16 protein-coding genes are annotated in these 12,945 nt (G+C 72.7%); 7 read left to right on the forward strand and 9 right to left on the reverse strand.

Annotated elements, in window-relative coordinates:
* Window positions 1-3: 3 nt before the first annotated feature.
* From nagA to IEZ00_RS31225, 3 genes are all read right to left on the reverse strand, one after another.
* Window positions 4-1,161 carry an N-acetylglucosamine-6-phosphate deacetylase gene (nagA, locus tag IEZ00_RS31215; RefSeq protein ID WP_189226955.1) on the reverse strand — a complete coding sequence of 386 codons (1,158 nt, stop codon included), beginning with the start codon at window positions 1,159-1,161 and terminating at the stop codon, window positions 4-6.
* Window positions 1,158-2,081 carry an ROK family protein gene (locus IEZ00_RS31220; RefSeq protein ID WP_229796278.1) on the reverse strand — a complete coding sequence of 308 codons (924 nt, stop codon included), beginning with the start codon at window positions 2,079-2,081 and terminating at the stop codon, window positions 1,158-1,160. Before IEZ00_RS31220 ends, nagA begins: the two co-directional genes overlap by 4 nt.
* Before the next feature lie 130 nt (window positions 2,082-2,211).
* Window positions 2,212-2,790 carry a SigE family RNA polymerase sigma factor gene (locus tag IEZ00_RS31225; protein WP_189226956.1) on the reverse strand — a complete coding sequence of 193 codons (579 nt, stop codon included), beginning with the start codon at window positions 2,788-2,790 and terminating at the stop codon, window positions 2,212-2,214.
* A 62-nt stretch (window positions 2,791-2,852) separates the two neighbouring features.
* Here IEZ00_RS31225 and IEZ00_RS31230 point away from each other — a divergent pair, with 62 nt between their 5' ends.
* The gene (locus IEZ00_RS31230) at window positions 2,853-3,131 is read left to right on the forward strand and encodes a YciI family protein (RefSeq protein ID WP_189226957.1); all 279 of its coding nucleotides are present in this window, start codon (window positions 2,853-2,855) and stop codon (window positions 3,129-3,131) included.
* A gap of 15 nt (window positions 3,132-3,146) precedes the next feature.
* Here IEZ00_RS31230 and IEZ00_RS31235 read toward each other — a convergent pair whose 3' ends face one another.
* On the reverse strand, window positions 3,147-3,956 hold the full coding sequence (locus IEZ00_RS31235; RefSeq protein ID WP_189226958.1) for an SDR family oxidoreductase: 810 nt from the start codon (window positions 3,954-3,956) through the stop codon (window positions 3,147-3,149).
* Between the two features lie 71 nt (window positions 3,957-4,027).
* Window positions 4,028-4,963, reverse strand: a complete 936-nt coding sequence (locus tag IEZ00_RS31240; RefSeq protein WP_189226959.1) for an aldo/keto reductase — start codon at window positions 4,961-4,963, stop codon at window positions 4,028-4,030.
* 110 nt (window positions 4,964-5,073) lie between these two features.
* Here IEZ00_RS31240 and IEZ00_RS31245 point away from each other — a divergent pair, with 110 nt between their 5' ends.
* The gene (locus tag IEZ00_RS31245) at window positions 5,074-5,889 is read left to right on the forward strand and encodes an LLM class F420-dependent oxidoreductase (protein WP_189226960.1); all 816 of its coding nucleotides are present in this window, start codon (window positions 5,074-5,076) and stop codon (window positions 5,887-5,889) included.
* 49 nt (window positions 5,890-5,938) lie between these two features.
* Here IEZ00_RS31245 and IEZ00_RS31250 read toward each other — a convergent pair whose 3' ends face one another.
* On the reverse strand, window positions 5,939-6,223 hold the full coding sequence (locus tag IEZ00_RS31250; protein WP_189226961.1) for a DUF427 domain-containing protein: 285 nt from the start codon (window positions 6,221-6,223) through the stop codon (window positions 5,939-5,941).
* Window positions 6,224-6,316: 93 nt separating this feature from the next.
* Between IEZ00_RS31250 and fbaA the strand changes: the two genes are divergently transcribed.
* Complete coding sequence (gene fbaA, locus IEZ00_RS31255) at window positions 6,317-7,351, forward strand: class II fructose-bisphosphate aldolase (protein ID WP_189226962.1); 1,035 nt, start codon at window positions 6,317-6,319, stop codon at window positions 7,349-7,351.
* 96 nt (window positions 7,352-7,447) lie between these two features.
* On the opposite strand, the gene IEZ00_RS31260 is transcribed toward fbaA, so the two are convergent.
* Entirely contained in the window at window positions 7,448-8,590 is a 1,143-nt protein-coding gene (locus IEZ00_RS31260; RefSeq protein ID WP_189226963.1) for a hypothetical protein, read from the reverse strand.
* Between the two features lie 294 nt (window positions 8,591-8,884).
* Between IEZ00_RS31260 and IEZ00_RS31265 the strand changes: the two genes are divergently transcribed.
* Together IEZ00_RS31265 and IEZ00_RS31270 are read left to right on the forward strand one after the other, a co-directional pair.
* A complete protein-coding gene (locus IEZ00_RS31265; protein ID WP_189226964.1) occupies window positions 8,885-9,301 on the forward strand; it encodes a DUF3151 domain-containing protein in 417 nt (138 codons plus the stop codon).
* A gap of 4 nt (window positions 9,302-9,305) precedes the next feature.
* Window positions 9,306-10,394 (forward strand): FUSC family protein, encoded by a 1,089-nt coding sequence (locus tag IEZ00_RS31270; RefSeq protein ID WP_189226965.1) that lies wholly within the window; start codon window positions 9,306-9,308, stop codon window positions 10,392-10,394.
* Here the strand turns inward: IEZ00_RS31270 and IEZ00_RS31275 are convergent, their stop codons facing one another.
* Both IEZ00_RS31275 and IEZ00_RS31280 read right to left on the reverse strand, forming a co-directional pair.
* On the reverse strand, window positions 10,395-10,646 hold the full coding sequence (locus IEZ00_RS31275; protein ID WP_189226966.1) for a hypothetical protein: 252 nt from the start codon (window positions 10,644-10,646) through the stop codon (window positions 10,395-10,397).
* A 93-nt stretch (window positions 10,647-10,739) separates the two neighbouring features.
* On the reverse strand, window positions 10,740-11,411 hold the full coding sequence (locus IEZ00_RS31280; RefSeq protein ID WP_189226967.1) for a hypothetical protein: 672 nt from the start codon (window positions 11,409-11,411) through the stop codon (window positions 10,740-10,742).
* 68 nt (window positions 11,412-11,479) lie between these two features.
* On the opposite strand from IEZ00_RS31280, the gene IEZ00_RS31285 reads away from it, so the two are divergent.
* Together IEZ00_RS31285 and IEZ00_RS38235 are read left to right on the forward strand one after the other, a co-directional pair.
* Complete coding sequence (locus IEZ00_RS31285; protein ID WP_189226968.1) at window positions 11,480-12,769, forward strand: adenylosuccinate synthase; 1,290 nt, start codon at window positions 11,480-11,482, stop codon at window positions 12,767-12,769.
* Window positions 12,770-12,844: 75 nt separating this feature from the next.
* Window positions 12,845-12,925: a putative leader peptide gene (locus IEZ00_RS38235; protein ID WP_372448534.1), complete on the forward strand. Its 81-nt coding sequence runs from the start codon at window positions 12,845-12,847 to the stop codon at window positions 12,923-12,925.
* The last annotated feature ends 20 nt before the right edge of the window (window positions 12,926-12,945 follow it).

Consider the following 12,945-nt stretch of genomic DNA (forward strand, 5'->3'; position numbering starts at 1 on the left):
CGGTCAGTCTTTCACCCAGGACCCCTTGCTCATGACCTCTTGGGGACGCAGGTCGGCGTCGAGCACCACGAGGTCGGCGGCCAGGCCCGCGCGCAGCTCGCCGGTCCGGTCGGCCAGCCCCAGCAGCCGCGCGGGCCGGGTCGCCGTGGCGCGCACCGCCTCGACCACGTCCAGCCCGCACGCCACGACCGCGTTGCGGAACGCGGCGTCCATGGTCAGCGTGCTGCCCGCCAGCGCCGCGCCGCCCGCCAGCGTCGGCACGCCGTCGACCACGCGCACCTCCAGCCCGCCCACGTCGTACACGCCGTCACCCGCGCCCGCCGCCGCGATCGCGTCGGTGACCAGCACGGTCCGGTCCGCGCCCGCGTGCCGGGCGGCCAGCCGCACCGTGGTCGGGTGCAGGTGGACCAGGTCGCAGATCAGCTCCACGGTGACCCGGTCGTCGTCGAGCAGCGCGCCGATCGGGCCGGGCTCGCGGTGGTGCAGCGGGCGCATCCCGTTGAACAGGTGGGTGGCCACGCTCGCGCCCGCGTCGACGGCCGGGCGGATCTGGGCCGCGGTGGCGTCGGTGTGGCCGATCGCGGCCAGCACGCCGTTGTCCACCAGCCGCGCGATCGCGTCGACGGAGTGCTCCAGCTCGGGCGCGACGGTCACCATCCGCACGGTCCCGCGACCGGCCTTGAGCAGGGCGTCCACCGCGGAGCGCTCGGGCGGGCGGAGGATGGCCGGGTCGTGCGCGCCGCAGCGGGCCGCGGACAGGAACGGGCCCTCCAGGTGGATGCCCGCGACCACGCCGTCCTCGACCAGCTCGGCCAGCGCGGAGACCTGGTCGGCCAGCTCCGGCACCGGGCGGGAGACCAGGCTGGCCAGCATCGTGGTGGTGCCGTGCTGGAGGTGCGCCGCCGCGGCCTTGCGCACCCGTTCCGGGTCCGCGCTGGTGAACGCCTCACCGCCGCCCCCGTGGCAGTGGATGTCCACGAAGCCGGGCACCACCCAGCCGCCGCCGACGTCGGTGGTCGGCCCCTCCGGCGGGGAGTCGCGCCCCACCGCCGTGATGCGGCCGTCGCGCACCGCCACCCAGCCCCGGTCGAGCACCCCCTCGGGCGTGACCACCCGACCACCGGTCAGCGTCACGTCCACGGGTCCGCCCCACGTGCTCATCTCTCCTCCAGCGTGTCGATGGCCAGCAGCGCCGCGCCGAGGCACCCGGCCTCGTCGCCCAGCGCCGCCAGCCGCAGCTCCGGTCGCCGCTGGAACGTGATCAGCTCGTCCAGGCGGGTGCGCAGCGGGTCGGTCAGCAGCGGTCCGGCCATGGCCAGGCCGCCGCCCAGCACCACCGCCTCGGGCCCCAGCAGTGCCGCCACCTGCAGGATGCCCCGTGCCAGCGCGTCCACCGCCTCGTGCCACACGGTCAGCGCGTCCGGATCACCCGCCCGCACCAGCGCGGCCACCTCGGCGGCTCCCCGGACCTCGTGCCCGGCGCGGGCGGCGTAGCGGCGGGCGATGGCGGCGGAGGAGGCGCGGGCCTCGACGCAGCCGCGCTGGCCGCAGCCGCAGGGTTCGCCGTGGCCGACGTCGACGTGCCCGATCTCGCCGGGGGCGTCGAGCACGCGGCCGTCGTGGACCAGCGCGGCGGCGATGCCGGTGCCGATGGGCATGATCACCGCGCTGCGCAGGCCGCGGGCCGCGCCCGCGCGCAGCTCGGCCAGGCCGCCCGCGCGCACGTCGTGGCCGAAGGCGGTCGGCAGGCCGGTGCGCTCGGCGAGCCGCCGGGCGAACGGGTAGTCCCGCCAGCCCAGGTTGGCGGAGTAGACGCCGGTGCCGCCCGCCTCGTCGACGATGCCGGGCACCACCACGCCGAGCGCGGCGGCCTCGCGGCCGGTGGCGGCGCGCAGCTCGTCGGCGAGGGCGGCGACCTGCTCGACCACGGCTTCGGCGGTCGCGTCGCCGTCCTCGTGGCGCGCGGTGGGGCGGCGCCGCCGCTCGACCGCGCGTACCCCGCCGGGGGTGCCCGCGACCAGGGCGGCCTTGGTGTCGGTGCCGCCGACGTCGACGGCGATCACGTGCTCGGTACGCGCCACGGGGACCGATAGTGCGTCATGGCACCGCTATTGGTCTATACCAAACCACGGAATGGGACGCCCACCTCGTCCCACCCGCGCCCGCGAGCACCACCCGGCCTCGCAGGCCACCACCCGGCGGGAACGCGGGTCAGCGCGAGGCCATGATCTTCTGCAGCGCGTCCAGCGCCCGGCTCGCCGTGGACTTGACCGTGCCCTTGGAGATGCCGGTGGCCTCGGAGATCTCCGCCTCCGACAGGTCGCCGTAGTAGCGCAGCACCAGCACCTCGCGCTGCCTGGGCGGCAGCTGCGACAGCGCCGCGACCACGGCCTGGTGCTCCGCGGTCAGCATGGCCAGGCTCTCCGCCGAGCGGGCGTTGGCCACGTGCGGCGGGGTGTAGTCGCGGGCGGTCTTGCGCCTGCGCAGGACGCTGCGCGAGCCGTTGACCACGGCGGTGCGCAGGTAGCCCACGGCCGCCTGGGCGTCGCGCAGGTTCGACCAGTTGCGGTGCAGACCGGTGAACGCCTCCTGCACCACGTCCTCGGCCGTGGCGGGCTCGTCGACCAGCAGCAGCGCCAGGCGGATCAGCCGCATCCGGTGCTGCCGGTACAGGTCTTCCAATGTCAGCGGGCCTGTGTGGGCGGGAGCCACCCCATCCCGGATGCGCAGGTTCGTCAGGGTGTCCTGCACGCGTACGACGCCGCCGCTGTTCTGATCCGGACCGACCACGGGAGTGACGTTACCCCGTCAGGGGGTAGCTTCGGCGGCTGTACGGCGACATGGAGGTTCAGATGGCCCGCTTCGCGGTGGAGTTGGTGTATGGGGACGACGAGCAGGCGCGGCTCGCGGTGCGGCCCGCGCACCGCGAGTACCTGGCCTCGCTGACCGAGCGCGGGGTGCTGCTGGCGGCGGGTCCGTGGGCGGACGGCACCGGCGCGCTGCTGGTCTACGAGGTCGCCGACGAGGCCGAGCTGCGGAAGGTGATCGACGCCGACCCGTACACGCCCGCCGCGGTGATCGCCGAGACCCGCGTGCACGAGTGGCAGGCGCTGCTGGGCACCTGGGTCTGACCCCGCCCGTCCGCCTCAGGCTCCGCCCGCCGTTTCCCGGTCGGCGGCGGCGACGGCCTTGGGCGCCTGGCGGGCGACCACCACGGGGGTGAGCGCGCGGAAGAGCTTGAGCGCGCCCACCCAGCCCGGCACGTGGACGGCCCTCTTGCGCCCGGCGATGCCCTTGACCACGGCCTTGCCCACGGCGGACACCGGGTGCTTGCGGCCCGCCGGTCCGGGCAGCCCCCGCCGCAGCGGGCCGAACACCGGGTGCCGGTCGACGCTGTCGACCATGTCCGTGGCGATCCACGAGAAGTAGGCGACGCCGACGTCCACGCCCAGGTGGCGCACCTCGGCGCGCAGACTGTGGGCGAACGCCTCGCAGCCCGCCTTGGCCGCGGAGTAGGCCGCGTTGCCGGGGATCTGCACGATCGCCGCCAGCGACGAGACGACCAGGCAGTAGCCGCGACTGGCGATCAGGTGCGGCAGGCAGGCGCGCACGGTCCGCCACACGCCCAGCAGGTTCACCTCGACCACCCGCTCGAACGCGGCCGGGTCCACCGAGCGGACGAACCCCGTGGTGGCGATGCCCGCGTTGGCCACCACCACGTCGATGCGGCCGAAGTGCTCGACCGCCCCGTCCACCGCGGCGCGCAGCTGCGCCCAGTCGGTGACGTCGGCTTCCCACGCCTTGCCGCCGCACTGGGCGGCGACCTCGGCCAGCTGGGCGCCCTCCAGGCCGACCAGCGCCACCCGCGCGCCCATGGCGGAGAGCTGGCGGGCCACTTCCGCGCCGATGCCCCTGGCCGCGCCGGTGATCAGCACGACCTTGTCCGCGACGTCCACGGTGACCTCCTCGAACGGGTTCGCGAGGAGGTCACCGTAACTCGACCTACCGACAGTAAGCTACTGGCGGGTTAAACTTCGCTGGCCTTGCCGAGCAGCTCCAGCTCGGCCGCCTCCAGGCGCAGCTCCAGCGCGGGCAGCAGGTCGGCCAGCTGCTCGGGGGTGCGCGCGCTGGCGATCGGCGCGGCCACCGTCGGCTGGTCGGCCAGCCACGCCAGCGCGACCGCCGCCGGGGCGACGCCGCGCGCCTCGGCGACCTCGTCCAGCGCCTCCAGCACGGCCAGGCCGCGCTCGTCCAGGTACTGCGAGGCGCTGGCGGCGCGCACGCTGTCCACCTCGACGCCCGGCCGGTACTTGCCGGTCAGGAAGCCCTTGGCCAGTCCCCAGTACGGCACCGCCGACAGGCCCGCGTCGGCCACCGCGGCGGACAGCTCGCCCTCGTAGGCCGCGCGCTCCATGAGGTTGTACTCCGGCTGGAGCGCGACGAACTTGACCAGTCCCTCGCGCTCGGACGCGGCCAGCGCCTCCTGCAAGCGCGCCGCCGAGTAGTTCGACGCGGCCACGTGGCGCACCTTGCCCGCGCGCACCAGGGCGTCGAAGGCCGCCATGGTCTCCTCGACCGGGGTGCTCGGGTCGTCCTTGTGGGCGTAGTACAGGTCGATGTGGTCCACGCCGAGCCTGCGCAGCGACGCCTCGGCGGCGGTCTGGATCGTCTTGGCCTTGAGGTTGTCCAGGCCGGTCAGCATGCCGACCTTGGTCGCGACGACCACGTCGTCGCGCCGTCCGCGCTTGGCCAGCCAGCGGCCGATCACGGTCTCCGACTCGCCGCCGGAGTGGCCGGGGGCCCAGGCGGAGTAGACGTCGGCGGTGTCCACGAAGTTGCCGCCCGCCGCGGTGTAGGCGTCGAGCACGGCGAAGGACTGCTCTTCACTGGCGTTCCAGCCGAAGACGTTGCCGCCCAGGCTGAGTCGCGAGACATCGAGATCGCTGGTTCCCAACTTCGTCATAAATCGAACGTAGTACCACTCGGGTGAACCGCGCCGGATGGACCGACGAGGACTAAAACCCCCGTGGGAGAAGTTGTCCCGGAGAACTAGCTGATTCGTAAGGAGTCGAAATGACGGTGGAGCTGGGCAGGTTCGGCGTGTGGACCATGGCGGGGAGCTGGCCGACCGGGGCGGAGGCCGCCGAGCTGGAGTCGCTGGGGTTCGGCGCGCTGTGGCTGGGCGGCTCGCCCGACGGCAGCGTGCTGGGCACCGTCGAAGCCCTGCTCGGCGCGACCGAGCGGATCACCGTGGCCACCGGCATCCTCAACGTCTGGTCCACGCCCGCCCAGGAGGTCAACGAGCGCTACCGCGACCTGGCCTGGACCGACCGGTTCCTGGTCGGCATCGGCGCGGGCCACCGCGAGATCGTCGGCGAGGTCTACCAGAGCCCGTACCAGAAGCTGGTGCACTACCTCGACGAGCTGGACGTGCCCAGGGACCGGCTGGCGCTGGCCGCGCTCGGGCCCAGGGTGCTCCAGCTGGCCGCCGCGCGCACCAGCGTCGCGCACCCGTACCTGGTCACCCCCGAGCACACCGCGCTGGCGCGGGAGACCGTGGGCGCGGGCGTGCTGCTGGCCCCCGAGCAGCACGTGGTGCTGGAGAGCTCGCCGGGCGAGGCCCGCGCGCTGGCCAGGCAGGCCCTGGAGTTCTACCTGGGGCTGACCAACTACACCAACAACTGGCTGCGCAACGGGTTCACCGAGGACGACCTGGCCGATGGCGGGAGCGACCGGCTGGTGGACGCCCTGGTCGCCTGGGGGACCCCTGAACGGGTGGCTTCTCGGCTGCGCGAGCACCACGACGCGGGCGCGGACCACGTGGCCGTCCAGGTGATCGGGCCGGACCGCGAGCGCGCCTACCGGGAGCTGGCCGCGGCGCTGGCCTGAGCGGGGCGGGGCGTCGCCCACGACGGCCGTGGGCGACGCCCCCACCCGGTCAGGCGCTGACCTCCACGCCCTTCCAGAAAGCTATGCGCCCCTTGATGTTCGAGGCCGCTTCCTTGGGCTCCGCGTAGTACCACGCGGCGTCGGTGTTCTCCTCGCCGTTGACGTGCAGGGAGTAGTAGTTCGCGGTGCCCTTCCACGGGCACACCGACGTGGTTTCGGAGGGCCGCAGGTATTGGGACCTCACCGATTCGAGTGGGAAGTAGTGGTTCCCCTCGACGATCTCCGTCTCGTCGCTCTCGGCGATGATCTCGCCGTTCCATCGTGCGATCGCCATGACCCCACTATGCCGGTGATCAAGTTCCGGTGCCGGGGTTGGTCGTAGGATGCAGCGGACACGGCGTTCCGGGCACCTGAGGAGGACCTACCGATGCCCATCGCAACCCCCGAGGTCTACGCCGAGATGCTTGACCGGGCCAAGGCGAACGAGTTCGCCTACCCCGCGATCAACGTCACCTCGTCCGAGACGCTCAACGCGGCGCTGCGCGGTTTCGCGGAGGCCGAGAGCGACGGGATCATCCAGGTCTCGACCGGTGGTGCCGAGTTCGCCTCGGGCACCAAGGTCAAGGACATGGTGACCGGCGCGGTCGCGCTGGCCGAGTTCGCGCACGTGGTCGCCGAGAAGTACCCGGTGAACATCGCGCTGCACACCGACCACTGCCCCAAGGACAAGCTCGACGGCTACGTCCGGCCGCTGGTGGCGATCAGCCAGGAGCGGGTGGACCGCGGCCAGAACCCGCTGTTCCAGTCCCACATGTGGGACGGCTCCGCGGTGCCGCTGGACGAGAACCTCAAGATCGCCTCCGAGCTGCTCGACCTCACCGCCAAGGCGCGGATCATCCTGGAGATCGAGGTCGGCGTGGTCGGCGGCGAGGAGGACGGCGTCGCCAACGAGATCAACGACAAGCTCTACACCACGCCCGAGGACTACCTGAAGACGGTGGACGCGCTGGGCGCCGGGGAGAAGGGCCGCTACCTGGTGGCCGCCACCTTCGGCAACGTGCACGGCGTCTACAAGCCGGGCAACGTCAAGCTGCGCCCGGAGATCCTCAAGCAGGGCCAGGACGTGGTGGCCGAGAAGCTGGGCCTCCCGGCAGGCTCCAAGCCGTTCGACCTGGTCTTCCACGGCGGCTCCGGCTCGCTGCTGGAGGAGATCCACGAGGCGGTGTCGTACGGCGTGATCAAGATGAACATCGACACCGACACGCAGTACGCCTTCACCCGCCCCGTCGTGGGCCACATGTTCAGCAACTACGACGGTGTGCTGAAGGTGGACGGCGAGGTCGGCAACAAGAAGGCCTACGACCCGCGCAGCTACCTCAAGGCCGCCGAGCAGGGCATGGCCGCCCGCGTCGCCCAGGCGTGCGAGCACCTGAAGTCCTCCGGCCGCATGATCGCCGGGTAGTAGGAACAGGCACCGAAAAGACCACCGGGTGGTACTTGCCGACGCTCCAGGGCGTCGGCAAGTACCACCCGGTGGCGTTTCGCGGGCAGGTTTCTACTACCGGGTGCCACTGACGGGCGACGGCGCGAGAGCGGGGAGGAGCGCCGTGCCGCGGCGGCGCAGGGCCACATCGGCGGCCGTCCACAGCACGGCCAGCGCCAGGAAGGTGGCGCCCGCCGAGGCGTAGGAGATCGGCGGGGCGGACAGCCACTCCTGCTGCGCCCAGATCCCGCCGTAGCCAAGGCCGGTCACCGCGGCCGAGCCCAGCACGGCGGCCACCGGCGCGGGCACCCGGCCCAGCAGCGCCACGTCCACCGCCACGCCGGTCAGCAGCAGGAACAGCGGCACCGCGGACAGCGGGAAGTCCACGCCCGCCAGCAGCGGCCAGATCAGGCAGCGGTAGGCCACGTAGCCCCCGGCGATCGCGGTGGCCGCCCACCGCCTGCCGATCATCCGCCGGGCCGCGACGAGCACCAGCGCCGCGGTGACCAGCCCCCACACCGGGTAGACCCAGTCCTGGATGGGCAGCGCGAACCGCACCACCGCCTCGCGGTCCACCGGCCTGCCGATCTGGTCGGCGGCGAACTGGAGCAGGATCGGCTCGGCGTACGGGTCGCCGCGGTCCCACGAGGCGATCTCCAGCACCCCGTACTCCTGGTGCTGGTTGGGGAACCAGGTGTTCTCCAGGAAGAAGAACCACAGCGCGGCCAGGCCGGGCACCCGCCACCGGTCGGCGACCGGGTAGTGCTGCCGCCAGCCGAGGATCGCGCCCGCCAGCATGATCGCGGTGCCCAGGTAGAGCAGCGCGTGCGAGCCGCTCCACGAGGTGATGTCCAGGCCGTTGACCCGGTGGTTGATCAGGTCGATCGGCAGGGCGACCAGGAAGATCCCGGTGCCCCACTGCATCAGCCGCAGCGCGCGGCGGTCGGCGCCGTAGCCGGTGTAGGTGTGGAACAGGGTCAGCGCCACGACCAGGACCGTGCCCACCGTGTTGATCATGTGCGGTGGCGCCAGCTCGTCGCGCAGCCACTTGAAGTGCCAGGCCACGTCCCAGGACGAGCCGATCAGCTTCAGCAGCAGGCCGAGCAGCCACAGCCGGTACAGCGCCGCGGCCAGCGGCGGCGGCGTCTCCCGCCCCGCCTCGCCGCGCTCCCAGTACTGGTCGCGGAACCGCCTGATGTGCATGGCCCCCGTTTTCACCCGCTCATGATGCGTCCCGTTTGGGGGAACCGGAAGGGTGCCCGACCCTGGGATGCGTCGGAAAGTCCCCTAGGGGAACGCCCTGAGCTGCTATTTCGAGATTCACCCAGGCGAACGGGTGATGTTCATTGCTCCGGGTGGTCCAAGAAGGCAGGGTGCGTCGCTGAGAGTTCGCTGAGAACACGGCTGGAGGTCGTCGCGTGGTGGGCAGCAGGCTGGTGGCCGGGATCGTGGTGACGGCGATGGTGCTGGCGCTGGTCGCAGCGGTCGCGCGGATGTTCCTAAGCTGATCGCATGAGCTTGAACGACAACCTGCTCGGCCCCGACCCGACGCTGCTGCCCGACCGCCCCGAGGCGCAGGCCGCCTCCGACGCGGGCACCGACCCGGCCAAGATCGTCCGCGCCTACCCGGACTTCAGCGAGGCGTGGGCGCTGCTGGCCGAACGCGCGCTGCAGTCGGGCGACCCGGTCGCGGGCTACGCCTACGCGCGCACCGGCTACCACCGGGGGCTGGACCAGCTGCGCAGGGCGGGCTGGAAGGGCTTCGGCCCGGTGCCCTGGTCGCACCGCCCCAACCAGGGCTTCCTGCGCGCGCTGGCCGCGCTGGCCCGCGCCGCCGACGAGATCGGCGAGACCGACGAGCACGAGCGCTGCAGGAAGTTCCTGGCCGACAGCGACCCGGCCGCGCCCGCCGCGCTCGGCCTGGTCTGACCGGGTGGGCGCGGTCCGCGACGAGCTGGCCCGCAGGCTGAAGCGGTGGCGCAGCACCGCGCTGCCCATCGTCCAGGCCGCCCTGGGGGCGGGCCTGGCGTGGCTGGTGGCCACCGACCTGGTCGGCCACGCTCGTCCGTTCTTCGCCCCCATCGCCGCCGTCGTCTGCCTCGGCGTCTCGCTGGGGCAGCGGCTGCGGCGCGTGGTGGAGCTGGTGGTCGGCGTGGTGGTCGGCATCGGCGTCGGCGACCTGCTGATCTCCCGGATCGGCTCGGGGCCGTGGCAGATCGCCCTGGTGGTGGCGCTGGCCATGTCGGCGGCGGTGCTGCTGGACAGCGGCGCGGTGATCGCGCTGCAGTCCGCGTCCTCGGCGGTGCTGGTGGCCACGCTGCTGCCGCCCGGCGGGGGCGGCGAGCTGGACCGCATGGTCGACGCGCTGGTCGGCGGGCTGGTGGGGCTGGTGGTCACCGCGCTGCTGCCCGCCAACCCGCTGACCGTGGCGCAGCGGCAGGCCAAGGTGGTGCTGGGCGAGCTGACCACCGCGCTGCGCGGGGTGGCCACCGCGATCGCCGAGAACGACAGCGTGCAGGCGGCGGGCGTGCTGGCCCGGCTGCGCGACAGCCAGGAAGCGATCGACGAGTTCCGCTCCGCGCTGCAGACCGGCGGGGAGATCGCCGCCATCGCGCCGATCCGGTGGCGGCGGCGCGACGAGCTCAAGCGCTACGCGACCACCGCCGTGCCGGTGGACTTCGCCCTGCGCAACACCCGCGTGTTGACCCGGCGGGCGTTGACCGCGCTGCACGACGGCGAGCGGATGCCCGACGCCCTGCCCGAGCTGCTGCGCAGCTACGCCGACGCGGTGGACGTGCTGCGCGCCGAGCTGGGCCGGGGGCAGGAGCCCCGGCAGGCGCGGGCGGCGATCCGGGACGCGGCGGCCGCCGCCACCCCGCAGCGGCTGGGCGGCGACGGGTTCTCCACCAGGGTGGTGCTGGCGCAGGTCCGGTCGGTGGCGGTGGACCTGCTCCAGGCCACCGGGCTGACCCGCGCGGAGGCGGCGCAGGCGCTGCCCCCGATCAACCGCAAGGCGTCCTGATCACCCCTCCGGGCGGTTGAGCACGCCGAGCAGCAGCGCGTGCACCGGCTCGTGGTCCTCAGGGGCCACGAGCGCGCACGCGCCGCCGGTCACCCGGTACCACTCGTCCGCGCCCTCGTAGCGCACCCAGGCGGTGAGCACGCACTCCTCGTCGACGGTGGTGCGCAGCTCCAGCGCCCCGGTGACCACGCCGACCTCGTCGGTCATGACGCCGCCCGGTCCGGCCGTGAAGGGCGACGAGTGTTCGGCCATCAGCACCTCCTCACCCTGTCGTGCGACGGTCTTCTCCGCGAGGGGTGCGGCCAAACCCGCCTCGGGCCGGACCCGACTCGGGCCGAACCCGGCTCAGGCCAGGCCGCGGACCAGCCGCAGGTCCTCGGTGTGCCGGTACCAGGTCCACTTGCCCATCGGCCGGGGGTGCGCGTGGCCGTCGGAGGTCACCTCGACCGGCAGGCAGCCCAGCTGGAACGCCCGCCCCGCGGTGACCTCGACCTTCCGGCGCAGCAGCCGCTTCTGGATCACCCGCACGACCAGGCCGAGGCCGCCGTCGGGGTCCGGGGTCACCTCCAGGCGGCCCGCCTGGCCGCGCAGCACCACGGTGTCGTCGCAGTAGCCGACCCCGCGCACCGGCCCCAGCGAGCCCAGCCCGACCAGCACGCCGCCCACGTCGTCGCGCACCAGCGGCACCCGGTCGGCCTCGCCGGAGCGGGCGAGGTCGAAGGCGCGGCCGGGATCGGTGGGCAGCCCCCAGAGCCGGGCCACCTCCGAGCGCGGCTCCACCGGCACGTAGCCCACCGGCACGTCGGCCAGCCGGTCGGTGCGCAGCAGGCGCAGCACCACCGCGTTGAGGTCCGCGTCGGTGCCCACGACGACGAGACGTCCGTCACCCACATCGGTCAGAACCGGGTCGACCTCGGCCTTTCCGGGACGTGGGGGCACGGTCCGCACCGCAAAACCGTCACCCTCGGTGATCAATGGCGACTGCGAGTTTCCGCAGGCCAACACGATTCCGCGCACCTTCATCTCCTGGTCTACCCTCAAGCACCGGCATTCGCTCTTACCCGTCCAACCGCTTGGAGTTTCACATGCCGGCCGTAGTGCTGATCGGTGCCCAGTGGGGCGATGAGGGCAAGGGCAAGGCCACAGACCTGCTCGGTGAGCGCGTCCAGTGGGTGGTGCGCTACCAGGGCGGCAACAACGCCGGGCACACCGTGGTGCTGCCCGACGGCAAGAAGTTCGCCCTGCACCTGATCCCCTCGGGCATCCTCACCCCCGGCGTCACCAGCGTCATCGGCAACGGCGTCGTGGTGGACCCCGGCGTGCTGCTGGAGGAGCTGGACGGCCTGGAGCGGCAGGGCGTGGACACCAGCGGCCTGCTCGTCTCCGCCGACGCGCACCTGATCATGCCCTACCACGTGGCGATCGATAAGGTCACCGAGCGGTACCTGGGCAAGGCCAAGATCGGCACCACCGGCCGCGGCATCGGCCCCTGCTACCAGGACAAGATCGCCCGCGTCGGGGTGCGCGCCCAGGACCTGCTGGACGAGAAGATCCTGCGGCAGAAGGTGGAGGCCGCGCTGGACTTCAAGAACCAGGTGCTGGTCAAGGTCTACAACCGCAAGGCGCTGGACCCCGACCAGGTGGTGGACACCGTGCTGGAGCACGGCGCCAAGTTCGCCTCGCGCATCGCCGACACCCGGCTGCTGCTCAACCAGGCGCTGGAGCGCGGCGAGACGGTGCTGCTGGAGGGCTCGCAGGGCACCCTGCTCGACGTCGACCACGGCACCTACCCGTTCGTCACCTCGTCGAACCCCACCTCGGGCGGCGCCAGCGCGGGCTCGGGCATCGGCCCCACCCGGATCACCACGGTGATCGGCATCCTCAAGGCGTACACCACCCGCGTGGGCTCGGGCCCGTTCCCGACCGAGCTGCACGACGACATGGGCGAGCACCTGCGCAAGACCGGCGGCGAGTTCGGCGTGACCACCGGCCGCTCGCGGCGCACCGGCTGGTTCGACGCGGTGATCGCCCGCTACGCGGCGCGGGTCAACGGCATCACCGACTACTTCCTGACCAAGCTGGACGTGCTGTCCGGCCTGGAGAAGGTGCCGGTGTGCGTGGGCTACGAGATCGACGGCACGCGCGTGGACGACATGCCGATGACGCAGACCGACGTGCACCACGCCGTGCCGGTGTACGAGGAGCTGCCGGGCTGGTTCGAGGACATCAGCGAGTGCCGCACCTTCGAGGAGCTGCCCGCCAACGCCCAGGCCTACGTCCGGCACCTGGAGGAGATCTCCGGGGCGCGGATGTCCGCCATCGGCGTCGGTCCGGGCCGCGACCAGACCATCGTGCGCCACGACATGCTCGGCTGAAATATCGCTGACCGATAGATTGTCAGCATTCGGGAACCGTTGACTTCCCCCAGCGGGGCACCAAAACTCAGGCTCATGAGTGAGCGCGAAACCCTCGTCGCTCGCCTGCACGTCGACCTCCGGCGGCAGGCGAGCGCGATCTGTCGCACGCGCTGATCCACCGCTCTCACCCCCTG

It is taken from the genome of Saccharothrix coeruleofusca (genome assembly GCF_014648515.1).
GTDB lineage: Bacteria > Actinomycetota > Actinomycetes > Mycobacteriales > Pseudonocardiaceae > Actinosynnema > Actinosynnema coeruleofuscum.